Here is a 22790-nt window from a genome sequence, read left to right as displayed (position 1 = left end):
TTCACTGTCTCCGAACTGAGTTCATATGATGCGGAGATCAACAGGCCCGACCGGAGGGGGACTTCGGCGGGCCTCTCAGTTCACGTGGGGGATTCATGCGTATACGCGTTGCGGCCGCCGCCGTCGTCTCCGGTGCCGTCGTTCTGTCCGCGGTCGCTCTTCCGGTTGCCGCCCAGGCGTTGGAGCGCACGGGTGCGTCGACGAAGCTCAGATCCTTCGCCTCCCACGCCTCTGGGACCGTTCGTCCGAACGACTCGCTGGGCAACACCAAGTTCTCGAACGCGGTCATCAACGGTGGCAAGGACATCGTCCTCGGCACGACCGGCACGAAGTCCCTCATCGTCACGTACACCGCCACCGACCAGAACGGCGTCGCCCTCACCGAGGCCTTCCTGTGGCAGGGCACCGACAGCTCGACCACGGACGGCATCACCGGTGGCCTGGGGACGGACGACGACCCCAGCTGCACGGAGTCGGCGACCCAGGGCGTCTACAACTGCAAGGCCGTCTTCAACATCCACCCGGCCACCGACATGAAGGACAACGGCGTCGCCGGGACCTGGAAGCTGTTCCTGGGCGGGTGGGACCTGTACGCGAACGCCAGTTACAACGACGACGTCGCCACCGTCGCGATCAAGAAGTCCTCCACGCTGACCGCTGACGCCACGCCCGAGCCGGTCAAGAAGGGCAAGACCATCACGGTCACGGGCAAGCTCGCCCGCGCGAACTGGTCCACGGGCAAGTACGAGGGTTACGCGTCCCAGCCCGCGAAGCTGCAGTTCCGCAAGAAGGGCAGCAGCGCCTACACCACCCTCAAGACAGTCAGGACCAACAGCACCGGCGTCCTGAAGACCACTACCACTGCCACGGTCGACGGGTACTACCGCTATGCCTTCGCGGGCACCGCCACCACCGCCGCCTCGACAGCGTCCGGCGACTTCGTCGACGTCAGGTAAGCGGGCTCGGTATGCGGCCCCGACGGTCAGTGCCGCATCAGCCAACGTTCGCCCTGCAGTGAGGCCCTGCCTGTCGACGGCTTCGGACACTGGCGATAATCAACCGATGAGCGCCATCGATCGCCCTATGCCGCCCCTGAACGCCGACGAGCGCACGACGCTTGAAAGCTGGCTTGACTTTCACCGCAGCACACTGGTCATGAAGTGCGAAGGACTGGACGATGAGCAGGCCGCCGCGGCGTCCGTGCCGCCGTCCGGCTTCACGTTGACCGGCCTGGTCCAGCACATGGCGGAAGTGGAGCGGAATTGGTTCCGCCGTGTGCTCGCCGGAGAACAGGCTCCGCCCATCTACGACCCTGAGGCTGACCCGGACGGCCCCGACGGTGGTTTCGATGTGGCTGAGGGCGCCCTCCTGAGCGACGCCCTCACCACCTGGCACGCGGAGATCGCCCGCGCCCGTGAGAACTGCGCCGAGCGCGCTCTGACCGATACGGGTCGCTTCATGGAGCAGGACGTCAACCTTCGCTGGATCTACGTGCACATGATCGAGGAGTACGCCCGCCATAACGGGCACGCCGACCTGGTCCGGGAACGCATCGATGGCGCTACTGGCGTGTAGCGCCGGACCAGGCAGCGTTGGCCCTGTCGATGACGGCGCGTAGCCACTGGTCGTCGGTATCGATCGACGAGGAGGTCGCCGCCACCCCTCCCGCACGTGCTGGAGCAGGTGCACAGCCGCCTGTTCGCCAGCGGCTTGACTCTCGACGAGCCACGTCAGCAAGTCTGGCTACTCCGAGGGCCGTCTGTCCGAATTCCTGCGCGGCAAGGGCTACTACCCCGTGCTGGGAGATCACCCGAAGCGTGGTCCGTACCCCGGACCTGCCGGTCTGGCCGCTGTGTCGACTGGGAACGGCAGCGGCCCTGGAAGCGAACAAGAACCAGATCTGGATCGAACGTTGTCAGCGCAGAGCGGCAGGCTGAAGCCGACGAACGCGGGCGCCAGGGGCAGGAGCTCCTCCGTCAGCGGGAGGAAGCCGCGCAGGCCGCGTGGTAGTTCGGCGGCCGGCCCGGACGCTGGCGAACCTGACCAGGGCAAGCCCCCTCCGCCGACGGCGCGGACAAGCCCACGGTGCTCCTGGGCAAGCCCGCGTTGTCGGTGGCGACTGACAGGCTGGAGCGATGAAGGACGATGAGCAGCTGCTGTGCGGCTGGGTCTACGGCTTCGACCACGAGGCCCCCGACCCCGGCCCGCGCCCGTGGCAGACGTACGCCGCCCTCGAAGGCGGGCCGCTGGGCCGACTGCTGCTGGACATCACAGGCCGGCGGCCGGAGGAAGCCGACGACGACGGTGCCGCCCTGCCGAGCCGTTGCTGTGGCCAGGCGGCCGCGCCCTGTACGACCCGCGCCCCGGAGAATCCCGTACGCCCGGCCCGGGCGTGATGCGCCACTTTCACTACTCCGGCGATACGCCCTGAGCTTGTTCTCCAAGCGCTCAACCGTCGGGAAGATGATCAGTGTCGTCTCGCGGACGCCCTGCCGGGCTGCGCCGCCGGAATCATCTGCTGACGGGCGGTTAGGGTCGGTTCAGGACGACCGAGTTGATCGGCGTCAGGTTGAAGACACCCAACTCGTTCAGCCCGATGGTGACCACGCAGTCGACGCCGTTGTAGCCGTTGCACAACTGGGCGGTGGCGTTGGCGCTGCCGTATTGGTTGTTGAGCACATAGTGGTAGCCGAACTGGTTGCTCAGATTGTGGGCACCGTAGCTGTAGAAGATGTTCGTGGGCGAGCTCGTGTGGATGTCTGCCCCTTCGGGGTAGATGCATACCGCCCCGCCCGGACAGCCGTACACGGTCCTGTCGCTCGCGTGCGCCGAGCCGGTGCCGGCTGCTGCTATCGCGGCCGTGGCGAGCGCGAGCGCGGCGGCGCCGCGCGTGATCCTGCGCATCGTGGTGTCCCTCCGTTCGCGGCCGACCTCCGCCGGCCGTCACCACCGGTAATCGGCGAATGCCGGGCCGGTCCTCCTCCGACGCGTGCCGGGCAGTGTCCTGCACCATCGTGCTGGCACGCCCTGCAGTTCAACAGATCCCAAACCATCCACATGTGACGGGTCGCGACCTGCCGTCGTCGCAATAACCCTCCGACGGCTACGTCGCCTTGTCCATGAATTCGATCGTGTTCAAACCGCTGGCGCTGCGCCTGGGCATCAACGTGATCGCGGCCCCGGTGATCAGCGATTTCAAGCACAGGTGAGCCGTTCGTGGCCCCGTGTGTGCCTTCGGGTTGCATGATCTGGGCGAGCACCACGGTCCGGGACACTCCGACCATGAGCGCGACCACGGCAGGTAAAGGGCCGGGCGGTCGCCGTGTCGGCGAACACACACTGCCGCTGCGGTGACGGGCGGATGCGATGAGGGTGCCCGGTGCTGGTGCTGCTCCTAGGCTGGAAGGGCTTGGGGCGTGCTGCGGGGATACCTCAGGCATCTATTGGCGTTAGGGGTGGCCAACACGAAATCGGATGAACATAGGGCGCGGATCAGGGAGGTTCGTCGTCGGCTCGGGCAGGAGGGGCCGCCGTGGACGCGGGATCGCGAGGCGGACTTCGAGACAGTCACGGTGCCCGAACCTGATAGCGACCAATTGCGTGACTTGCTGATCTCCGAGGGCGTGCAGACGGTTGTCGAGGTCGGTCTCGCCTACGCCAGTTCCGCGCTGGCGATCGGTGAGGCGCTGGTTACCGTCAATCCGCCGCGTCCCCGGCACATCATCATCGACCCGTTTCAAGGGAGTGACTGGTCCAACGTTGGCTGGGACCTGCTGCGCTCCGCGGGACTGGACTCGATTGCCTCGCTTGTGACGGCTCCTTCGTCGATCGCGCTCCCGCAACTCCTCACCGAAGGTCTTGTGGCTGACGCGGCTTTCGTGGACGGCAGTCACCGGTTCCATGAGGTCTTTGTCGATCTGTACTTCTTGCGCAAGATAGTCCGGCCTGGCGGGCTGATCGTTATGGACGATGCCGGGGCACTATCGGTGCGGACCGCTGTGCGCTACTACGAGCAAAACCTGGGGTGGGCGATGGTTCCCGGTGCCTTCCCTGCCGGCACTCTGGCGACGGTTGCTGATGCCGAGGCCGCACCGGCGACGCGCTGCAGGGCCCTGCGTTTGCCTGATCCGTCGTTCGAGCCGCCCTTTGACGAGTTCCACGCCTTCTAGCGGAACAGTTCAGCCGGCGGGCTTCGGCTTCTTCGCCCGGCCGGGGGCGGCTTGTTCCGAGTCGGTCGCCTGGTCATGAGGGTGATGAGTGACCAGTTCAGGTGGGCCTCGGAATACTGCGGGAGGCGTTCGTAGTCGCGTGCGTTGCGGCGGGCGTCCACGATTCACCCCAGGGTGCGGTCGACGCGCCAGCGGCGCGGGAGGACGCCGAGGCCTTTGGCAGCCTTCGGACGGTGGACGGTCTTGAGGGTGATGTGGAGGAGGCTCTCGGCCATGGTGACGAGCCGGTCGCGTATGCCGAGTCGGTCCAGACCTGCGTGATGTGCGGATGGGTCAGGCGAAGGCGCCGGAGCAGCTCGCGTGCGGCGTCGCGGTCCTGCATATCAACGGGCGTCACCGTGATCATTAGGGGGAGGCCCTTTGTGTCCACCGCTATCTGTCTCTTGCGCCCGTTGATCAATTTCGCGGGATCGGAGCCTCGCGTCGCCCAGCTCATCGTGGAGGCGCCCTTGTCCGGCTGCGAGTCGACGATCAGCGTGACCGGACGGGGCACGCCGCGGTGGTTCCAGCGGGCGAAAAACCCGTAAACCGTCTCCTGCGGCGTTTTCTGGAATCAAGGTTGTCAAACGGTGTGCTTATGGAGTGCACCGAGATAAAGGCGTTCACGCTGGGGCACTTGGTCGTCGCGGCCAGGCGTGAAGAACACCGCGCATACGTTCGCGGGTTGGGTAAGGATGCTGGACTGCTCTCCGAACGTGAGGCGGTCGTTGACGTCGTGGCGGCAGTCGACTGCATCAAGGGCAGCGATCAGGTCCTCTCGGAGCACTGTGGACGGGTAGGAATCAGAGTCGCGCAGGACCAGCGGCGGCAGCTTGGTCGTTGAGCCTGGCCGGAGCCTGATCCAGATTCCGCTCACAAGGCGTTGGGTGATGACCAGCTCCAGGCCGTTCCAAGCGTGGGGGTAGCCGTCAATGTCCGGTCTCATCCGGATAGCGGGGTGCGGGCGTCCTGGGCCCAGGAGATCCTCGGCCTCGGTCAGCGACATGCCGCAGTGAAGCGCGCCGATACGGCCGGTACGGGCGAAGTCGACGAGCACATTCATCAAGGTCACGACGGCGACACTGGCATGTTGTCGTGCTGGCCCACACCTGGATAAATTTCAATGGTCCTCAGCGCGGCTCACCAGGTCGGCACGATCGCGTGCGGGTGGTCAGGTCGGTGACCGGCAGCAGAGTTGCAGTCGCGGGGGACCGAGTTGGCGGGGTGTCGGGTCGGCGGGTGTGGGGATGTCGGTGAGTCGTTCGACGAGTTGGTCGAGGGTGGTCTGCCCGTAGCCGTCGCCGGCGCGTTCGTCGTCGGTGAGTGGGATATTGGCCAGCATCTTTTGAAGGTCGCCTTTCGTCCAAGGCTTCGCCGTAGTCGGATGGCGTCCGATTTGTGGCCAAGCGAGGCCACTTTCGACGAGATCAAGAATCTTCGCGTACACGCCATGCCGGTGGACGGGGTGGCGGCGTCCCGCCGTGATCCGAGACCGCCGCCCACCTCCGTTCCAGCCCTTGCTCCACCTATTGAAACTCGATAGATTTTGATCGTGAATCGATGGACGGATGGGCCATGGGAAAGCTGACAGTGGGTGCGCTGCGCGCCGTGCTCGTGATGATGCTCGCCGGCACCGTGTTCGTACAGGCCGGGATGGTGTGGGCGTTGGTCAGCGGAAACGACCCGGAGGACGGGTCGCTTCCGCTGACGCCGCTGCGCGTGATCACGATCCTGGGCATGGTGTCGGTCCAGGTTGCCGTGGTCTGCGTATGGCGGCTGGTGTCGATGGTGCGACGCGGAACCGTGTTCTCCCACGCCGCCTTCCGGTACGTGGACGGCGTGATCGGCGCGATCGTCGCGGCTTCCCTCGTGTGGTTCGCGGTCACGGCCGTGAACGCGCCGGGCCAGCGGGACGATCCGGGCGTCACCGTCATCATGGGTGGGATCGGCCTGGCCATCCTAGGGGTCGCGCTCATCGTGCTCGTGCTGCGGATGCTGCTCGCCCAGGCCGTCGCGCGCGACGGCGAAGCGGCGCAGATGCAGGCCGAGTTGGACGAGGTGATCTGATGCCGATTGTCGTCGACATCGACGTGATGCTGGCCAGGCGGAAGATGTCCGTGGGCGACCTCGCGGAGCGCGTGGGGATCACGCCCGCCAACCTGGCGGTACTCAAGAACGGCCGCGCCAAGGCGGTGCGTTTCACGACGCTCGCCGCGCTTTGCGAGGCGCTCACATGCCAGCCGGGCGACCTGCTGCGATGGGAGACCGAGGGCACCGCCGGCGAATGAACCGTGCCTCCCAACGCCTCATCGCCGATCCCGCTCGCATTTGACCATTCTCCGCGAGTGCCCCGGGGCCGTACCCGAGGAGATCGCGGGCCGGCTGGAGCGAGTGGCTGAGGTGCCCGACCCTCGTGAACCGCGCGGCGTACGGCACGTTCTGGTCGTCGTGCTTGCGCTGACCGCGTGTGCGGTTCTGGCCGGAACGACCTCCCTGCTGGCGGTGGGTGAGTGGATCACCGACGCCCCGCCGTCTGTCCTGGAGCGCCTTGGCGTACGCCCGATCCGCTGTCCCTGAAGCGGTGCCTGCCGGCGGAGGCGACGGTGCGGCGGCTGCTGGGCCGCATCGACGGCGAGGCGTTGGACCGGGCGGTGGGCCGCTGGCTGCCTTCGACGGCGTTGTGGCCTGACTCGACCAAGAGTCCGGATGACGGCATCATCCGTCGGCGGGACGCCAGAAATCCGTGTTCCGATAGCGCCACCAGTAGAGGACAGTGCGATCGTTGGGCCACGCGGCCAGCTGAATGCCTCCAGGCTCGAAGCGGTCGCGCTCGGGATCGATAGGGCGCCAGCTCGGGTCCATCGGTTCGTCGTCCTCGGGCGGGCGGACGTGCTCCACGGACCGTTCCGCGCAAGCTCCGAAAGCCTCGTAGTTCTCCTGGGCCTCGATGAGCGAAGGTCGGTTTGCTCCGCCTGAGTAGTCCGGCCAGCGAAGCTGGATAGCGTCGTCCTCCCAGAAGCAGACTGGACAGATCTGATACGAGCCCGGCGGCTCGTCCATGGTCAGATGGCCGCAGCACACGCAGGGGTACTTCAGGATCACGCGCGTCATCCTGTCCGACCCCACCGCGAGGACCAAGTGGTTTCCGGGTAGGTGACAGGGAGACCCGCATGGTCATGCCAGTCAGCTGCCCGTGGGCGTTCCAGGTCGTTGAGAGGACCTGGAGTATGGCGGCGTCCACCGCGGCGTTTTCTTGGACCGTGCGGCCAGCGCAGGCTCGCCGTCGGTGTTCGGGGAGTGATCCGGCCGTAGGGCGGCGCGCGTCGCGGCGCCCTGTCCATCACCGCTCTCGTCGACCGTCTCAGGTTTCTCGGCGATTTTCTCCCGATATGAGAGCAGTTCACATGTTTGCGCAGCTAAGAAAGAATGGGTCCATGTTTGAGTCGATGGCACGATTGGACTTCGATGTCCAGCGTGCGTATCTGGCCCGTCTCGGTATTGAGGCGGCACCGCCGTCGGTGGAGGCCATGCGCTTGTTGGTGGGGCGTCATGCTGAGCGGGTGCCGTACGAGACGCTGTGGATTCCCGCCGGTGAAGCCTGGAGCATCGACCCGTACGAGTCCGCCGCGCGTATCGCTGTGGACGGCCGAGGCGGCTACTGCTATCACATGAACGGGGCACTGGGGTTGCTGCTCAGTTCGCTCGGTTACGCGGTACGCGGCCACATCGGCGGAGTGCACGGCCCGGAAGGCCCCCAGCCCGCCGTGATGGGCAACCATCTGGTCCTGACGGTGGAGCAGCTGCCGACGGAAACGAATCCGGGCGGCGTCTGGTACGTCGACAACGGGCTGGGCGATGCCCTGCACGATCCGCTGCCGCTGGTCCCGGGACGGCATGATCAGCCGCCGTTCGTGCTCCATCTGGAGCAAGTCGCTGAGGGGTTGCAGTGGCACCTGACTCACGACCCGGACGGCGGATTCACCGGAATGACCTGGACCATGGCCCATGCCCACCCGGCGGACTTCGAGGCGCAGCACCAGTGGTTGTCGACGTCGCCGGAGTCGGGGTTCGTGCAGGTGCCAATGGCCGAACGCCGTGACGCGACCGGGGCGGACGTCATCCGCGGCCTGGTGCCGAGCCGGATCGGCGACGGCGCCCGCACCGACGAGCCCGTCACCCGCCGCGCGGAGTGGTTCGACCTGCTCGCCGATCGATTCGACCTGCGGTTGCACGGCATGCCTGAGGAGACGCGTGAGCGACTGTGGACGAACGTCCTCGCGGCGCACCGCCGCTGGCAGGAATCGCAGACCTCCCAGAGTTGAGGTTCAACCGGCTCCAGTGCGGCGGGCTCTCGTCTGCCCCTCGCTGAGTCCCACCGGGGCAGACCGCTCCCCGGAGCAAGGCCGCTTCGTCGAGATCATCGGGTCGCTGGTCTGTCAGGCCGCAGGGATACTCAGCGCGGGATTGGGCGGCGGCTGCATGTCGTACGGACCGTGAACCCGCTGGATGAGTTCGAACCGCCCCGACTGGCTGGGGCCTGCTGCCGCAACTGTCACAGACAGACCGGGATCCAGACCGTGACGACGCAGTTGGCGACACTCCCGTCGCCGCCGGCGGCCGGCACTTTTGAAGTGAGGTGCGGGGTGAGCGGCGCGGGGGCAGCGGACGCGGCCGTCGCCGACTCTGCTGCAAGAGCAAAGACCAAGGCAGCACCAACTGCCAGCGTTCGCAGAATGACTTTCTTCGGCCAGCCCATATGTGTGTTCATATGCATACAGTGCACGCCGCTTCGACACACTGTCGCCCTGAGCGCAGCACACACGGCAGTCGCAGACAAGCGCATCACCTGCCCGTGACCAGGGACGGGTCCCTCGCCGAGCCCCACCACGACCCATACGAAGATCACCCGAACGGGCTCCTCAAGCTTCGGATCGTCGATGCCACGCCCCTGCCGCCATGGTGTGGTCGGTTGGGTGGCCGACGGAGGTGCGTCGCCGACGGTCGCGTTGCAGCTCGGGCAGGTCACCCGACAGGACCAGGCCCGGACACGCTTCGAGTCTTCGCCGGAGCGGAACTGAGCGCGGCGGACCGTACAGTCCGACGTTCCCAGGCGGCCGACGGCAGCGGAAATTCTAGACGTCAGCTTTGTTGCCGAGGCAGGAATCGGGCCTGGTAGATGCGTGTGGGGCCGCCTCTAAAGGGCGGCCCTACCTGTGTGTGCTGTCAGTTTCCGGGTGTCAGTTGGTTGCGTTTAGGGTGCACTTGACGGACGTCAAGACGCTGGGCGTGCCGCAGTCCCCGGAGACGGCGGTGTCGAGCCACTAGGCGTCCGTGCCCATCAGGCGCGTCTTGGGGATGAATCCGCCGAAGGGCGACATGGACTGCTGGTTGTCAATACTGGCGCTACCACCTCGCCCGCGAACTCAAACGCATCTACCCAACCCCCGACCACCACCGATACCAACTCATCGCCTGACAAACCATCTTTTGGCAGCGTGAACTACACCCATGGGCGGCTGACGCATAACGCATAACAGTGAGATCCGAACGCGGGCCGCGGAATACTCGGCTGCAACCCAGGCCGGCCCGCCCATAGGATCCCCGTTCGAGGCGCTGATATGACGCGCTGCCGACAGGCACTCAACGGACCGAGGATGCGTGGCGCAATGAGTAGCCGACTCTTCGCAATTTCCTTCGACGCGCACCAGCCCGAGCGCCTGGCGCATTTCTGGTCCGGCGTCCTGGGCTGGGAGAGAGCGGACGATTCTTGGGACGGCGTCGCCCTGCTGTCCGGGAATGACGCCGGCTACCGCCTCGGCTTCCGTCCCTCCCAGGCACAGAAGATCGCCCAGAACCGGCTGCACTTCGACCTGACCAGTTCCTCCCGGGAAGACCAGCAGGAGACCGTGGCCAGGGCGCTCGACCTCGGCGCGCAGCACGCCGACGTCGGCCAGGGGCCGAACGCATCCCATGTGGTGCTCGCCGATCCCGAGGGCAACGAGTTCTGTGTCATCGAGCCGGGCAACAATTTCCTCGCCGGCTGCGGCTTCATCGGAGCGCTCGCCTGTGATGGTTCGCAGGCCGTGGGCTACTTCTGGAGCGCGGCGCTGTGCTGGCCGCTGGTCTGGGACCAGGACAAGGAGACCGCCATCCAGTCGCCGAACGGCGGCACGAAGATCACGTGGGGCGGTCCGCCGCTCATGCCGGACCCCGGCAAGGACCTGCACTTCGAACTCGCGCCGGACGACGATCAGCAAGCCGAAGTCGAGCGCCTGCTCTCCCTCGGGGCGAAGCGTCTCGACCCCGCTCATGGCAGGGACGGCGCCGTGCTGCTGGCCGACCCCGACGGCAACAACTTCCGTGTGCTCAGGCGCCGGTGAAGCCGGAACCGACAAGAGCCTCGGGTGGCGGTTGCTACTGGGAGGAGCGCAGCACAGAGCCTGGGGCCTGTCCGATGGGTCGCGTGACTGGCAAGTTGAAGGGCAGCCCGCTTCCGTAAGACCATGGTCTGCAAAGCACGGTAACCTGGGCGCCTCGCAACTCACGTGGGACAGAGGCTACTTCACAGGCATCATCCGCCTACGTCTCGTGGGCGTAGCAGAGGCTCAGGCTGACACGCCGGCAAGGCGAGAATTCCTCCCGGGTGTCCTGACCCCGGGTGGTGTCCGTGCTTCAGGGCAGGAAGATCCGGTCCAGGTGGTAGCGGAGGACGGCCGTGGCCGATTCGGCGTCACGCTGGCCCACCAGGACGCTGGTGCCGAGCCCAGCTGACATGGCCAGCAAGCCGACCGCTTCGGCGTGGGTGTCCGTACCGGCCCGGAGCAGTCCGGCGTCCGCCGCCTGCCGCAGCAGCCCAGTGAGGGTGATCTCGGCGGAGTCCGGATCCTTGATGAAGGGCTGGGCCGCGAGGGCTTCGTCGGTGACCGACAGCACGGCGTACGAGGTGTAGAGGTGATGGAACAGGCGGCTCTCCTCGTCGACCGGCAGGGCCGCCGTCAGCAGTGCCTCGATCACCGCCCGCGGACCGGGGTTGTCATCGGCGGCGCGGACGTGGGCGGTCACCCGTTCCCCGAACCTGTCGGTCAGATGCCGCAGTCCGAAGAGGAGCAGCTTCTCCTTGGACTCGAAGTAGTACTGCACCAGCCGCAGTGAGACGCCCGCCTCGGCCGCCACGTCCCGCATACCCACAGCGTGCAGCCCTTGTCGTCCGGCGGCCCGGACGAGGGCCTGCGCGATCTCGGTGCGGCGCTCTGCGTGATCCACGCGCTTGGGCATGCTTCGACTCTCCGTTCCTCGGATCGCGTCTCCCATTTTTGATGATACAGCCGTACCATGGTTATGGTACGTTCGTATCACAAAGACCGACTGTCCAGGAGGTGGCCGTGCCCGACCCCACAGCAGCCCGTTCCCAGCCCGATGTCGGCCGCTTTGTCAGCGACGCCTGGCGTGTGCGCTACTTCGCGGCCTGCGACGCGGTCTACGCGCTGGGTGCGCCCGCGTCCTGGGAGGAGGACGTGGCGACCTCCTTCGGGACCACGCACGTCTACCGCTACGACCCCGAGGACCCGGCCGCCCGCGAGCGCACCCCCCTCGTCCTCATCCACGGAGCCGGTTCCTGCTCCGCCATGTGGTACCCGAACACTGCCGCCCTCAGCGCCGAAAGGCCCGTCTATGCCATCGACACCCCAGGCGACCCGGGCCGCAGCGTGCAGCGCGCACCCATCCACGAGCCCGAGCGTGCTGCGCAATGGCTGGACGAGACACTCGCCGGTCTCGGGCTCCACCATGTGCACCTCCTCGGTTCGTCCTACGGCGGCTGGCTCGTCCTGAACCAGGCGTACCGCGCACCGGAACGCCTCGCCTCGGTCACACTGCTCGACCCCGGAGGTCTGGAGAAGGTGGGACTGCGCTTCTTCGTGTGGATCTTCGCCAGCCTGTTCGCCACCTTCGCCCCCAAGCCGTTGCGGCCACGACTCGCGTCCTGGCTGGAACAACCCGTCCTCGTCGTGCCGGAACTGCGCACCATGATCCGGACGGGCGTGCGCGCCTACCGTATTCGCCGGCCTGTGCCGCAACCCCTCACCGACGCCGAACTGGGGGCCATCCGGACGCCGTTGTACCTGGTGCTCGGCAGGCGCAGCCTCCTGGTGCACCCTGACCGGCAGGTCGAACGCGTGCCCCGGCTGATCCGCGGCGCAAGGGCCGAGATCATCTCCCGGACCGGCCACGGCCCGCAGATCGACCACGCGGAGCTGACCAACCGGAAGATGCTCGACTTCATGAACGCCGCCGACCTCGGCCTGCCGACATCACACTAAGGACCGCTCGGCGGGTCACGAGCGAAGCCAAAGTCGGACCGCGGCTACAGCCACGGTGCCGTGAAAGACGTAGTCCCGCTCCTCGAAGCGGGTTGCTACGGCCCGGAAGCTCTTGAGCTGATTGATTGTCCGCTCGACCTCGTTCCTGCGGACGTAGCGTGAATGTGGGGCGTCGCCCCACTGACCGGGCGTGACCAGCAGTGCCAGAGGCCGCAGCCCGCCTTGACCAGCTAGGTGGATCTTTGTGCTCAGCCCGCCGCGTGAACGACCGACGGCTTCATCGGGGCGATGCCGGACGGGCTGGGTGCGCTTACCGGGTTTCAGTGGTGCCTGCTTGCGAGCGTCGGCAGCGTGCTGGTGGGCGCGGCACACGGTGGAGTCCACACTCGCCATGGACCAGTCGATGCAGCCTTCCGGGGCGGCATCGGCCTGGACGGCCCGCAGAATCCTGTCCCATGTGCCGTCCGCTGACCACCTTCGATGCCTGTCATGAACCGTCTTCCATTTCCCGAGCCGCGTCGGCAGATCCCGCCACGGGATGCCGGTCCGCTGACGGAACAGGATCCCGTTGATCACCCGACGGTGGTTCTTCCAATGCCCTCCGCGTCCAACGTTCTTCGGCAAGTGAGGCCCCAGACGGGCCCATTCCTCGTTCGACAGATCACCCGCCCCACGCTGACCGGAACGATCGCAATGCACACACGATAGGTGTCGCGCCTGCCGGCGTCGGACTTCGAGAGGACGACGGGCGTCCCACGCGCATGCGCCCCTGAGCGTCGAGGGCCGTAGGCGGCTCGTGAAGCGGTACCCGACACTTCCCGTCGCCCACGTCGCCGCTGAGGCGAAGCTTCGGACATCGCTGGAAGCACGGCATGAGCTACGTACTGGCGATCGCCTGCTCGGCCGAAGTTGCCACCGGCGCAGGCCGCATCCGGGCAGACAGCCTGGCCAAACGGCTGCCCAAAGGCCTGGCAGAAGCTGTCCGCCGCGGCTGGCGCCAAGGGGCAACGCATCTACGACGGGGCCCTCATCGGCCTCGCCGAACCAGGCCCGGGCCGTCACCACAGGCTGATCCGCCGTAACCGCACCATCGGCGATCACGCCTACTGCCGCTGTTGCTCACCCGAACCGGGGCTCTTGGCCGAGCTGGTGCGGGTTGCCGGATCCAGATGGCGGGTGGAGGAGACCTTCCAGAGCAGGAAGGGGCTGGCCGGGCTCGATGAACACCAGGTCCGCCGCTATCCCTCATGGGCCCGCTGGGCCACTCTTGCGGTGCTCGCCCACGCCTTCCTCGCCACCGTCCGCGCCGAGGAATACGCCGGCCAACCCGCCCCCCGATGGGCTACTGCCGCTGTCCTGCAACGAGATCCAGCGCCTGTTCCCCCCTTTACCAGCTTCGGCGCCGGCTCGGGCAACAACGGCTCGATCAGCGACCACAGTTCGTCCGACACGATCCACGGCCGCGACTGACGATTCCCCACGACCAGACCAACGAGCCGGCGCGCAGGCGAGTCGTCTTGGCGCTGGCCAGCGCATCATCGATGAAGCGCTTGTTGCGAGTCCCGTTCCGGGCCTCGACGCCCCGGCCGTTCCCCGGGCCCTTCCTGCTGCCGCGAGCCGGGTCGGACACAGGGGCGGGGAGCATCGGTTCCGGCAGCGCCCGCGTCACAGCCCCATGCATTCCACCCAGCCCGCCCGTCGGCGAAGCGATCGTACGCATCCGGCTATCGGCCCGACCATGGCAGGTCAGCGCACTGCAACCCCTCGCCAGGGGCTGTGTGTTGAGCTCCTGGCGCACCGCACGTCCAGATAGCAGTGCAGCCGGACACCGGGCTGTCCCGGATCCCGTGTCGTACGATCTGATGTCGCGGTCGCCCACCGTCCGCAGCGGATCGCACCGAACCCGGCGGTGCCGCCGGTACGGCCGAACGATCTGAACCACTACCGGGAATCAGGCCGCGACGAGCTCCTGCTCGCGGGCCGGCGTTTTGACGTTGGGCTTCTTGTTCGGCAGCGAGAGCCGGACGACCTTGCGCCATGCGGAGAACACCTGCTTGGGCAGTGGCCCGGTGACGTACTCCAGCTCGTACTTCTCGAACAACGCGCGCACCTTCACCGCGACCTCGGCGTACCGGTTGCTCGGCAGGTCCGGGAACAGGTGGTGCTCGATCTGGTGCGACAGGTTGCCGGTCATGAAGTGCATGGCCTTGCTGCCGCTGATGTTCGCCGAGCCCATCATCTGGCGCAGGTACCACTGGCCGCGTGTCTCGCCCTTGATCGACCGGCGCTCGAAGACCTGTACGCCCTCCGGGAAGTGCCCACACATGATGACCGAGTGGGACCAGATGTTGCGGACCAGGTTCGCGGTGAACGTGGCGGCGAGCGTGGGGAGGAACGACGGGCCCGACAGCAGCGGGTGGATCACATAGTCCTTGAGCACCTGCTTGCGGATCTTGCGGCCCACGGCCCTGGCCTGCGCGCGGAACTCCGGGTTCTTGCGGCGGCGCTTGTGCAGGTTCTTGCCGAGCTCCAGGTCGTACGCTGCGATGCCGTACTCGAAGAAGCAGGCGTTGATGAAGTTCCACAGCGGCTGACCGAGGTGGAACGGGTGCCACTTCTGGTCCTCGTCGACACGCATGATGCCGTAGCCGAGGTCGTTGTCCTTGCCGATCACGTTGGTGTACGTGTGGTGCAGCTCGTTGTGCGAGTGCTTCCACTGATCGGCCGGCGAGACGTGATCCCACTCCCAGGTGGTGGAGTGGATCTTCGGGTCCCGCATCCAGTCCCACTGGCCGTGCAGGATGTTGTGGCCGATCTCCATGTTGTCCATGATCTTCGCCACGGACAGCCCGGCGGTGCCGATCAGCCACGCGGGCGGGAAGATCGAGAACAGCAGTACGCCCCTGCTGACCAGCTCGAGCTTGCGCTGCGCCGAGATGACCTTACGGATGTAGGCGGCGTCTTTCTCGCCGCGGCCGGCGATCACCTCGTCGCGGATCGCGTCCAGCTCACGGCCGAGCTCCTCGATCTGCTCCGCGGTCAGGTGTGCGGTGGGGTCGATGGCGGTCAAGGTGCTCCTACCGTTCGATGTCGCAGGGGCCCGCGGCGGCGGACACGCAGGTCTGGATGAGGACGCCCGGCTCGGCCTCGGTGATCTCGCCGGTGCGCAGGTCGCGGACGGCGCCCGCCTTGAGCGGCGAGACGCAGCCGAAGCAGATGCCCATGCGGCACCCGGAGGGCATGAGCACGCCTGCCTCCTCGCCGATGTCCAGCAACGGCGTGGCGCCGTCCGCGTCGACGGTCTTGCCGGTGGTGCTGAACGTGACCTCGCCGCCGTCGCCGGCGACGACGATGCTGGGGCGGAAGCGTTCGGTGTGCAGGCGCTCTGGGACGCCTTGGTCGCTCCAGTGCTTTTCGGCGGCGTCGAGCAGGCCCGCGGGCCCGCAGGCCCAGGTCTCGCGCTCGGCCCAGTCGGGCACGAGTTCGTCGAGACGGGCGATGTCGAGCATGCCGTCGGTGTCGGTGTGCACCTCGGTGAGCTGCAGTTTCTTGTCCGCGACCAGGTCGTGCAGTTCGCTGCGGAAGATCACGTCTTGCGGCCGTGGCGCGCAGTGGACCATGACGACGTCGTTGAACTCGGTGTCGCGCAGCATGCCCATCACGGGCGTGATGCCGCTGCCGGCCGTCAGGTAGAGCACCTTGGTGGGCTTGGCCTGCGGCAGCACGAAGTCACCGGTCGGCTGGTCGAGCTGGATCAGCGTGCCCGGTGTCGCCCTGCGGACCAGGTGGTTGCTGACCTTGCCGTCCGGGATCGCCTTCACGGTGATCGTGACGCGGCCGTCCTGGCGGTTTGTCGGCGAGGTGATGGAGTAGGCACGCCACAGGCGCACCCCGTCGACGTCGACGCCGATCCGCACGTACTGGCCGGCTGTGTGGCCGCGCCAACCGCGTCCCGGCCTGATCACGATGGTTGCGGCGTCACCCGTCTCGGGGTGCACGGCCTCGATGCGCCCCCGCAGGTCAGCGCCCGCACGCAGGGGGCTGACCAGGTCGAGGTAGTCCGACGGCAGTAGCGGCGTCGTGACCATCTCGAGCAGTTTCCACGCCCTGCTGCGGAGGGCTGCACTCGTCATGACTCCAGCTTGCTGTGCCTCAGGGCGTAAAGTCCTGACCGCAGGACGTAAATTTGGTCGTTCGAATTGTTCGCAGGGAACAAAAACATGAGCCATGCAATCCGGAGGGCCAGCGAACTGACCCTGGATGAGACGACGGTCACGGCACTGCGGGCCGCGCTGAAGGCCACCGCCGACGAGGTCGTCCAGGCGATCATCGACGAGGTCCCTTCCTACGCCAACGCCCTGTCGGGACACATGGGCGCCACCATCCGCCGAGCCGTCCGCACCGCCCTGGGGCACTACCTGGACCTCGCGAGCGGGAACGCCACAGGCGGCGACGCCGGTGACGCAGCCTACGAGCTGGGCCGCGGCGAGGTCCGGGACGGCCGTTCGATGGACGCCCTGCTCAGCGCCTACCGCGTCGGCGCCCGCGTGGCCTGGCGTTGCCTGGCAGCCGGTGCCGTACCCGCAGGTCTGCCCGCCGCCGAGGTCGCCAAGTTCGCCGAGCTGACCTTCGCCTACATCGACGAGCTCTCCGCCGCGAGCGCCGCGGGCCACGCCGACGAACTGGCCGCCCGGGGCCGGGCTCAAGAGCGCCACCTGGAACACCTGGCCCGCGACCTCCTCGCCGGCGCGAGCCCGGATGTGCTGCTTGCCTCTGCTCAAAGGGCCGGGTGGCAGCCTCCTGTCTCACTGACCGCGGTCCTGCTGCCCGCCGCCCAGGCCCGGCCTGCCTACCGCACGCTCGACCCGAGCACCCTCGTCCTCGACGACCTGCCGGACGCCACCGGCGTGCTGCTCGTCCCCGATGCCGACCGATCACATCTCTTGCGGCAGCTGACCGACCGCACCGCCGTGGTCGGCCCGGCCCGGCCGTGGACGCGTGCGTCCGCCTCGTACGCACGAGCCGTACGCGCGCGCTCCCTCTCCTCCGAGATTCGCGACACCGAGGACCACCTGCCCGAGCTGGTGCTGAGCGCCGACGTGGACGCGTTCGCAGACCTCCGTGCCCGAGCCCTCGCACCGTTGCGGGCCTTGCCTGTCGCGACCGCGCGGCGGCTGGAGGAGACGTTGCGGGCGTGGCTGCTGCACCAGGGCAGGCGGGATGAGGTGGCGGCGGAGTTGTTCGTCCATCCCCAGACCGTCCGGTACCGGATGTCGCAGCTGCGGGAGCTGTTTCCGGATCTCGCATCGCCGAACCGGGTCCTTGAACTGACGCTGGCGGTCGGTCTTCGGGTCAGCTGAGGCGTTCTTCGACCGTCCAGGACCGCGTTTGCGAGCGGTCCAGTTTCTGGCCAGACATCCACGGATGGCTTCGAACCGCCTCTGGGAGAGGTCGCCTCGCCCAGCAGCTCGGCGGCCCGGCGGTGGATGGCCGACTCGGCCTTCAGCTCTGCGATCCGCTTGCGGGCCGCCGCGAGTCCGGGCTCCTCGTGCGTGGGGCCACGGGAGCTTGCCCGGTGTCGATCAAGTGCCGGCGGCGCCAGACATAGATGGTCTGCTCGATGATGCCGAGAAGCTTCGCCACTTCGGCGGCCTTCCGGCCGGAGACGACCAGGTGGAGGACACGGCGGCGGAACTCGGGCGGATAGCTGCGAGGCGTGACGGCCTCCGGAGGTTGCTGGACGGTCGATTCTCCAGCGACCGACTCCGTGAGACCCAGGGCAGACCAGTATCTCCACCGATCCTGGAGCGGTTCCGTGAGGTGTTGGCGACATCGTTGACGGCTGTCTTGTCGGTCACTTGGTCGTCGGTGGTATGGCGACGGCTTCCTGGCATGGCTCACGGTAGGGGCAGTCGCTGTGCGGTCCGCTCACGGCGGTGGGTAAAACTGGCGGGCCCAGTGGCGGAACAAGCCAATGGCTTCGTCGCTCGCGGCGAGGCGGGGCCGTGGCTCGTAGCGTTTGGTGTTCCAGATTCTCAGGTCCTGGTGGATCTTGCTGACCGCAGTGCGCAGCATGGCGTGGGCGAAGGCGCGGTGCAGGCTCCGTCGTGGGAGCGATGCTCCAGTGGTGCGCTGCTTGCGGATGTCCGCGCAGGCCGCCGCGACCAGCATGCGGGTGTTTCGCGGCCCGGTCGGGGTGTGTATGGCCCACAGGTAGCTGACGAGTCCGAGCGAGGGTAGCGGGAGCTCGACCCGGAGATATCCAAGGCCCGCCATGAGGAACGTATGGTCGGCCAGGATCTTCTGCTTGACGATGTGAGGCCGGTCCGGCCCGAGGCGCAGACGCATATGCAGGAGGGGGCCTTGGGTCTGCGGCGGGTCGAGTTCCTCTACGGCCACGTGGTGCAGGATGGGCAGATGTCGATAGTCGAGGGTGTTCTCGATGATTTCCTGGGCGTAGGTGCGCACTTCGGTGCTCCAGGCGGCCATCGCTCGGACTCCGGCGTGGGCGGTGCCGGGGATTTCCCAGGCGGGTGGAGTGCCGTCGGGTGCGTACCAGGCGAAGAGGAAGCCGTTGCGTTCGCTGATGGTGTGGTGCTGCAGGTGGGCGCGCGGTGGGGGGCCGTCGGGAGTGCCGACGCAGGTTCCGTCGGGGGCGAAGGCGAAGCGATGGAAGGGACACACCAGGTTCTGGCCCTCTACGGTTCCGCCCGCCCCGAGATGAGCGCCGAGGTGCGGGCAGTAGGGATGCACTGCGTGGGGCCGGCCGTCGCGGGTGCGGTAGAGGACGATGTCCTCGCCCATGAAGCGACGGGTCAGGACTTTGCCGGGGGTCATTTCCTGTGAACGGGCCAGGCAGAACCAGCCGCTGGGGTAGGGCAGATGCCGGCCCGTCTCGTTCGTGGCGGCCTGCGGATCACGAGCAGCGGCGAGTTCGTCCCTCATCGTCATGGCGGGCAGCCAAACACAGCAAAACGCATTGAATTCAGCCCATCCGGCAAGATCACTCGTATGAGGTAGACACAGGCCATATCGCCATGGCCGATCACGCGCACACGCCTAGGATCGGTCACTCTGAGTGAGTGGTGGGGGCGGTTCGGCATCGAGTCCGGGGACGCTCTCGAGGCAGGCAAGGGGGCGCCGGGTGGCCGATGACAACACTGGCAACACTCGTCATGAAGCGGAAGTCGTCGTCATCGGTGCCGGCCTCTGCGGCGTGGCCGCCGTCATCGCGCTGCGCCGGGCCGGTATCGATGACGTTGTCGTGTTGGAGAAGTCTGCTCGCCTCGGCGGGACTTGGCGCGACAACACCTATCCCGGATGCGGCTGCGACGTGCCGTCGCTGCTGTACGAGTACTCCTTCGCACCCCACGCGTGGAGCCGGGGCTTCGCCGGGCAGCCCGAGATCCTCGACTACCTCACCACCACCGCGGCAACCCACGGCGCCGACAAGGCGATCCGCTACGACACCGAGGTACGGAGCATCCGCTGGGAGCCGCAAGCGCACCGCTGGAACCTGCACACCACAGCGGGCACGTACACGGCCCGCGCCGTGATCGTCGCCACCGGCCCCTGGCACCAGCCCCGCCATCCTGACATCCCGGGCCTCGGCACCTTCCCCGGCACCGCCTTCCACTCCGCCCGGTGGAATCACGAAGTCGACCTGGCCGGACGGCGCATCGCAGTGGTGGGGGCCGGAGCGTCAACCGTCCAGTTCCTGCCCGAAATCCAGCCCGAGGCGGCACACCTCGATGTCTTCCAGAGCACACCGCAATGGGTGCTTCCCAAACCCGACTACCCCTTCCCTCCAGCTGTCCACCGCTTACTCGAACACCACCCCGCAGCGCGCCGCGCACTACGCGGCCTGCACCACTGGACCCAGGAAGCCATCGGCGTACCCCTGCGCCATCCACACCTGCTGCGGCCCCTGGAGGCTCTGGCCCGCCTCCATCTGCGGACCTCCGTCCGGGACCCCGCCCTACGCCGGGCCCTTGCTCCCCGCTACCGCTTCGGCGGTCGCCGCCTGATCACCTCCAGCACCTACTACACAGCCCTCACCCGGCCCAACGTGCGACTGCATCCCACCCGCGTGGCCGCCGTGGAGGGCAGCGAGGTCATCGGCGCCGACGGCACCCGAACCCGCGCCGACATCATCATTCTCGCCACCGGCTACCACATCGGCGGCATTCCCCTCGCGCCCCACCTGCACGGTACCGGCGGCACACTGGCCGAGACCTGGGCCGACAACCGCCGCGCATACCTGGGCACCAGCGTCAGCGGGTACCCCAACCTCTTCCTGCTCCTCGGCCCGAACCTGCTCACCGGCACCACCGCCGTGCCCACCGTCCTCGAAGCCCAGCTCCGCTACATCACCACCGCGCTCACCCACTTGCGGGCGAGCGGGGCGGCAGCGCTGGATGTCAGGCCCGAGGCTGAAGCAGCCCACCAGCAGGCCCTGCACGCGGCGCTGCGTACCACTGTCTACAACTCGGCCGACCAGGCCAGCTACTACTTCGGCCTACCCGGCGTCAACACGTTCTGCTGGCCCTGGTCGACAGCCAGGCTCGTCAAGCGCCTGGAAGCCTTCGACCCTGACGTCTACACATGGACGCTGCCGTTGCCGGCCCAGCCCGGCGCTGAGCGGGACGGGCTACCGACATGCCCGTCGGATCGGCTCCAGTAGATCCCGGTCACGTACCCGTCGCATTCGCAAGTCGTGGGTGCTGCGCACAGTGGGCCTTCGCTGGTGGAGCAGTGGCCCGCACGGCAGTGGCCGCCCGGGTGTTCAGTGCGGTGCGGACAGCCACTGGCTGAGCCATCCGAATGCCGCGGGGTACTCCGCCGACCAGGTGTTGTAGTTGTGTCCGCCGCTGGGCAGCACCAGAGTGCGGACCTCCACCGGGGTGACCCTGGCGGACGCCTGGAACTTCTCGATGTACGACGGCGGACTGAGCGGGTCTTCCCGCGAGGTTGCCAGGAAGAGCCTGACGCGGGCCTTGGTGTGCCGCACGAGGTACGTCGGGCTGTTGAGCCTGCGCACGGCCGGGTCCGGCAGGACGGACTCGTCGCCGGTCAGCGGATCGGGGTCGAGGGCGGCGCCCGCCCCGAAGACCTTCGGGAACTGCAGGGGCAGTTTCGCCGCGCAGAACCCGCCGGTCGAGAAACCCATCACGCCCCAGCTGCGCGGGCCCGGCGGCAGCGTGCGGAATTTGTGGCTGACGAGGTCCGGGACGTCGGCCGTCATCCAGGTCGCCACTTTGCGGTTGGGCAGGTCGCTGCAGTCAGTGTCCACGCTGCCCGGGTTGACCACCGGCATCACAAGGATGAAGGGGTGCACCTTGTTCTGCTTGAGCAGAGCCGCGAAGGCGCCCGGCATACCGCCATGCTCCAGCCAGGACTGGGGCGATCCCGGGACACCGTGCAGCAGCATGATGACCGGGAACCGCTTCCTCGCGTAGGCGGCCTCGTCGTACTGCGGCGGCGTCCACACGAGTACCTCACCGGACAGCGCGGATCGCCGGCCGTGGAAATACGTGTCCAGCACGCCGCCCTTGGTGCTCTTGCTGAACTTCGCCCGGTGCACTGGAGGCCCAGGCATCGCGACCGCGTTGGTGTTCGCATTGCCGAGCAGGTCATCCCAGGACGCATACAGGCCGTAGCTGTTGTTGATCCAGGTGGCCACGACGCCGATGGCCGTGAGCTGACACAGACCGATCATGACAGCGTGCACAAGCCAGCGCACCGCTCTGGGCCCGCGCACCTTCGGCCACAGCGCAATCGCGCCGACCATCATCACGACCGTCGCGACGATGAGTACAGCGAAGAATGGTGTGCTGGTCAGAGACACACAACCACCTCCCGTTACCACCTTGCCCACAACCTACTGAGCAAGAGGGATCTCCACGATCAACGGTTCCTTCCCATCACGCGGCGATCAAAGGGCGGCTTGGAGCCGGAAGTGAAGGTCGGTGGCGCCTGCGGGCGCGCGGGCTTGCCCTGCTGATCGGTGACCGCAGTCACGGTCAGTCCGGCGGCCATGGCCAGCACGGCCGCCGCGAGTCGGCGGCCGCACGAATCAGGGCGTCCCTGAAGGCGTCTACGGCATGTGCCGCGCGTGGATCGGACGACATCGGGGTGGTGCTTGGCGAATCGGTGGTCGCGGTCATGCTGGCCTGCCCCATGTGATCGGGATGGTCTGGAGCCTGCTGGCAGTCGGGCGCCGGCCTGTGGGGCGCAGCCCGAACTCCTTACAGGCCGCGGAAAT

General features: G+C 67.3%; 24 protein-coding genes and 3 pseudogenes. 13 read left to right on the top strand and 14 right to left on the bottom strand.

Translation table 11 applies throughout. The annotated features are described in order from the left end of the window. Positions 1-95: 95 nt before the first annotated feature. The 3 genes and pseudogenes from IH68_RS0137320 to IH68_RS50545 all read left to right on the top strand — a co-directional run bounded on the left by IH68_RS0137320 (position 96) and on the right by IH68_RS50545 (position 2431). Positions 96-956 (top strand): hypothetical protein, encoded by an 861-nt coding sequence (locus tag IH68_RS0137320; RefSeq protein ID WP_030944481.1) that lies wholly within the window; start codon positions 96-98, stop codon positions 954-956. 106 nt (positions 957-1062) lie between these two features. Further along, entirely contained in the window at positions 1063-1575 is a 513-nt protein-coding gene (locus IH68_RS0137315; protein ID WP_030944479.1) for a DinB family protein, read from the top strand. Positions 1576-2135: 560 nt separating this feature from the next. Then, positions 2136-2431: pseudogene (locus IH68_RS50545) on the top strand (hypothetical protein). A gap of 98 nt (positions 2432-2529) precedes the next feature. Here the strand turns inward: IH68_RS50545 and IH68_RS0137305 are convergent. Beyond that, on the bottom strand, positions 2530-2904 hold the full coding sequence (locus IH68_RS0137305) for a hypothetical protein (protein WP_030944476.1): 375 nt from the start codon (positions 2902-2904) through the stop codon (positions 2530-2532). A 551-nt stretch (positions 2905-3455) separates the two neighbouring features. Between IH68_RS0137305 and IH68_RS0137295 the strand changes: the two genes are divergently transcribed. Then, on the top strand, positions 3456-4169 hold the full coding sequence (locus tag IH68_RS0137295; protein ID WP_030944475.1) for a class I SAM-dependent methyltransferase: 714 nt from the start codon (positions 3456-3458) through the stop codon (positions 4167-4169). A 298-nt stretch (positions 4170-4467) separates the two neighbouring features. On the opposite strand, the pseudogene IH68_RS59940 reads toward IH68_RS0137295, so the two are convergent. The 3 genes and pseudogenes from IH68_RS59940 to IH68_RS54050 form a co-directional block, all read right to left on the bottom strand. Next, positions 4468-4722 (bottom strand): annotated as a pseudogene (locus IH68_RS59940) (transposase); the annotation flags it as partial. Positions 4723-4791: 69 nt separating this feature from the next. Beyond that, on the bottom strand, positions 4792-5280 hold the full coding sequence (locus IH68_RS0137285; protein ID WP_030944472.1) for a hypothetical protein: 489 nt from the start codon (positions 5278-5280) through the stop codon (positions 4792-4794). A gap of 99 nt (positions 5281-5379) precedes the next feature. Continuing rightward, positions 5380-5550, bottom strand: coding sequence for a hypothetical protein (locus tag IH68_RS54050; protein WP_199931967.1), 171 nt, complete (start codon positions 5548-5550; stop codon positions 5380-5382). Between the two features lie 233 nt (positions 5551-5783). Between IH68_RS54050 and IH68_RS0137275 the strand changes: the two genes are divergently transcribed. Genes IH68_RS0137275 through IH68_RS54045 form a run of 3 tightly spaced genes read left to right on the top strand, consistent with a single transcriptional unit; the run spans position 5784 to position 6785 of the window. Then, positions 5784-6275 (top strand): DUF2975 domain-containing protein, encoded by a 492-nt coding sequence (locus IH68_RS0137275; RefSeq protein WP_030944470.1) that lies wholly within the window; start codon positions 5784-5786, stop codon positions 6273-6275. Next, complete coding sequence (locus IH68_RS0137270) at positions 6275-6496, top strand: helix-turn-helix domain-containing protein (protein ID WP_030944467.1); 222 nt, start codon at positions 6275-6277, stop codon at positions 6494-6496. Before IH68_RS0137275 ends, IH68_RS0137270 begins: the two co-directional genes overlap by 1 nt. A 40-nt stretch (positions 6497-6536) precedes the next feature. After that, the gene (locus IH68_RS54045) at positions 6537-6785 is read left to right on the top strand and encodes a transposase family protein (protein ID WP_234341727.1); all 249 of its coding nucleotides are present in this window, start codon (positions 6537-6539) and stop codon (positions 6783-6785) included. A 138-nt stretch (positions 6786-6923) separates the two neighbouring features. On the opposite strand, the gene IH68_RS0137260 is transcribed toward IH68_RS54045, so the two are convergent. Beyond that, on the bottom strand, positions 6924-7319 hold the full coding sequence (locus tag IH68_RS0137260; protein WP_037885880.1) for a CPCC family cysteine-rich protein: 396 nt from the start codon (positions 7317-7319) through the stop codon (positions 6924-6926). A 335-nt stretch (positions 7320-7654) separates the two neighbouring features. On the opposite strand from IH68_RS0137260, the gene IH68_RS0137255 reads away from it, so the two are divergent. Beyond that, a complete protein-coding gene (locus tag IH68_RS0137255) occupies positions 7655-8530 on the top strand; it encodes an arylamine N-acetyltransferase family protein (RefSeq protein WP_037885879.1) in 876 nt (291 codons plus the stop codon). A gap of 230 nt (positions 8531-8760) precedes the next feature. Here IH68_RS0137255 and IH68_RS56650 read toward each other — a convergent pair whose 3' ends face one another. Beyond that, entirely contained in the window at positions 8761-8976 is a 216-nt protein-coding gene (locus tag IH68_RS56650) for a hypothetical protein (RefSeq protein WP_159403786.1), read from the bottom strand. Positions 8977-9874: 898 nt separating this feature from the next. Here IH68_RS56650 and IH68_RS0137250 point away from each other — a divergent pair. After that, complete coding sequence (locus IH68_RS0137250; RefSeq protein ID WP_030944456.1) at positions 9875-10588, top strand: VOC family protein; 714 nt, start codon at positions 9875-9877, stop codon at positions 10586-10588. A gap of 292 nt (positions 10589-10880) precedes the next feature. Here IH68_RS0137250 and IH68_RS0137245 read toward each other — a convergent pair whose 3' ends face one another. Beyond that, positions 10881-11483, bottom strand: a complete 603-nt coding sequence (locus IH68_RS0137245; RefSeq protein WP_030944452.1) for a TetR/AcrR family transcriptional regulator — start codon at positions 11481-11483, stop codon at positions 10881-10883. 107 nt (positions 11484-11590) lie between these two features. Between IH68_RS0137245 and IH68_RS0137240 the strand changes: the two genes are divergently transcribed. Further along, positions 11591-12526 (top strand): alpha/beta fold hydrolase, encoded by a 936-nt coding sequence (locus IH68_RS0137240; RefSeq protein WP_030944449.1) that lies wholly within the window; start codon positions 11591-11593, stop codon positions 12524-12526. A 15-nt stretch (positions 12527-12541) separates the two neighbouring features. On the opposite strand, the gene IH68_RS54040 is transcribed toward IH68_RS0137240, so the two are convergent. Next, a complete protein-coding gene (locus IH68_RS54040; RefSeq protein WP_078912778.1) occupies positions 12542-13225 on the bottom strand; it encodes an IS5 family transposase in 684 nt (227 codons plus the stop codon). A 4-nt stretch (positions 13226-13229) separates the two neighbouring features. On the opposite strand from IH68_RS54040, the pseudogene IH68_RS58545 reads away from it, so the two are divergent. Further along, positions 13230-13907: pseudogene (locus tag IH68_RS58545) on the top strand (IS701 family transposase); the annotation flags it as partial. A gap of 365 nt (positions 13908-14272) precedes the next feature. On the opposite strand, the gene IH68_RS58540 reads toward IH68_RS58545, so the two are convergent. The 3 genes from IH68_RS58540 to IH68_RS0137225 are packed head-to-tail and all read right to left on the bottom strand — an operon-like array spanning position 14273 to position 16659. Continuing rightward, a complete protein-coding gene (locus tag IH68_RS58540; protein ID WP_234341734.1) occupies positions 14273-14419 on the bottom strand; it encodes a DUF6207 family protein in 147 nt (48 codons plus the stop codon). A gap of 58 nt (positions 14420-14477) precedes the next feature. Then, positions 14478-15596: a fatty acid desaturase family protein gene (locus IH68_RS0137230; protein WP_030944446.1), complete on the bottom strand. Its 1119-nt coding sequence runs from the start codon at positions 15594-15596 to the stop codon at positions 14478-14480. 7 nt (positions 15597-15603) lie between these two features. After that, positions 15604-16659, bottom strand: a complete 1056-nt coding sequence (locus IH68_RS0137225; protein ID WP_030944443.1) for a ferredoxin reductase — start codon at positions 16657-16659, stop codon at positions 15604-15606. Between the two features lie 87 nt (positions 16660-16746). Here IH68_RS0137225 and IH68_RS0137220 point away from each other — a divergent pair, with 87 nt between their 5' ends. Then, positions 16747-17886 carry a PucR family transcriptional regulator gene (locus IH68_RS0137220; protein WP_030944440.1) on the top strand — a complete coding sequence of 380 codons (1140 nt, stop codon included), beginning with the start codon at positions 16747-16749 and terminating at the stop codon, positions 17884-17886. Positions 17887-18028: 142 nt separating this feature from the next. Here IH68_RS0137220 and IH68_RS59935 read toward each other — a convergent pair whose 3' ends face one another. Then, entirely contained in the window at positions 18029-18427 is a 399-nt protein-coding gene (locus tag IH68_RS59935) for a transposase (RefSeq protein WP_107057590.1), read from the bottom strand. A gap of 27 nt (positions 18428-18454) precedes the next feature. Continuing rightward, the gene (locus IH68_RS0137215) at positions 18455-19471 is read right to left on the bottom strand and encodes a Rieske 2Fe-2S domain-containing protein (RefSeq protein ID WP_030944436.1); all 1017 of its coding nucleotides are present in this window, start codon (positions 19469-19471) and stop codon (positions 18455-18457) included. Between the two features lie 199 nt (positions 19472-19670). Here IH68_RS0137215 and IH68_RS0137210 point away from each other — a divergent pair, with 199 nt between their 5' ends. Then, entirely contained in the window at positions 19671-21209 is a 1539-nt protein-coding gene (locus tag IH68_RS0137210; RefSeq protein WP_063763575.1) for a flavin-containing monooxygenase, read from the top strand. A 102-nt stretch (positions 21210-21311) separates the two neighbouring features. On the opposite strand, the gene IH68_RS0137205 is transcribed toward IH68_RS0137210, so the two are convergent. Further along, positions 21312-22373 (bottom strand): alpha/beta hydrolase, encoded by a 1062-nt coding sequence (locus tag IH68_RS0137205; RefSeq protein ID WP_030944431.1) that lies wholly within the window; start codon positions 22371-22373, stop codon positions 21312-21314. Positions 22374-22790 lie beyond the last annotated feature (417 nt).

The sequence above is a fragment of the Streptomyces sp. NRRL S-646 genome (genome assembly GCF_000720765.1).
GTDB lineage: Bacteria > Actinomycetota > Actinomycetes > Streptomycetales > Streptomycetaceae > Streptomyces.
This window is presented reverse-complemented; position numbering and strand designations above follow the sequence as displayed.

Bases quoted from the DNA above. Each gene is read 5' to 3' on its own strand.
- IH68_RS54050 (WP_199931967.1), bottom strand. From the start codon at position 5,550: ATGCTGGCCAATATCCCACTCACCGACGACGAACGCGCCGGCGACGGC.
- IH68_RS0137220 (WP_030944440.1), top strand. From the start codon at position 16,747: ATGAGCCATGCAATCCGGAGGGCCAGCGAACTGACCCTGGATGAGACG.
- IH68_RS0137305 (WP_030944476.1), bottom strand. From the start codon at position 2,904: ATGCGCAGGATCACGCGCGGCGCCGCCGCGCTCGCGCTCGCCACGGCC.
- IH68_RS0137275 (WP_030944470.1), top strand. From the start codon at position 5,784: ATGGGAAAGCTGACAGTGGGTGCGCTGCGCGCCGTGCTCGTGATGATG.
- IH68_RS0137250 (WP_030944456.1), top strand. From the start codon at position 9,875: ATGAGTAGCCGACTCTTCGCAATTTCCTTCGACGCGCACCAGCCCGAG.
- IH68_RS56650 (WP_159403786.1), bottom strand. From the start codon at position 8,976: ATGAACACACATATGGGCTGGCCGAAGAAAGTCATTCTGCGAACGCTG.
- IH68_RS0137270 (WP_030944467.1), top strand. From the start codon at position 6,275: ATGCCGATTGTCGTCGACATCGACGTGATGCTGGCCAGGCGGAAGATG.
- IH68_RS0137245 (WP_030944452.1), bottom strand. From the start codon at position 11,483: ATGCCCAAGCGCGTGGATCACGCAGAGCGCCGCACCGAGATCGCGCAG.
- IH68_RS0137320 (WP_030944481.1), top strand. From the start codon at position 96: ATGCGTATACGCGTTGCGGCCGCCGCCGTCGTCTCCGGTGCCGTCGTT.
- IH68_RS0137225 (WP_030944443.1), bottom strand. From the start codon at position 16,659: ATGACGAGTGCAGCCCTCCGCAGCAGGGCGTGGAAACTGCTCGAGATG.
- IH68_RS0137215 (WP_030944436.1), bottom strand. From the start codon at position 19,471: ATGAGGGACGAACTCGCCGCTGCTCGTGATCCGCAGGCCGCCACGAAC.
- IH68_RS0137260 (WP_037885880.1), bottom strand. From the start codon at position 7,319: ATGACGCGCGTGATCCTGAAGTACCCCTGCGTGTGCTGCGGCCATCTG.
- IH68_RS0137255 (WP_037885879.1), top strand. From the start codon at position 7,655: ATGGCACGATTGGACTTCGATGTCCAGCGTGCGTATCTGGCCCGTCTC.
- IH68_RS0137315 (WP_030944479.1), top strand. From the start codon at position 1,063: ATGAGCGCCATCGATCGCCCTATGCCGCCCCTGAACGCCGACGAGCGC.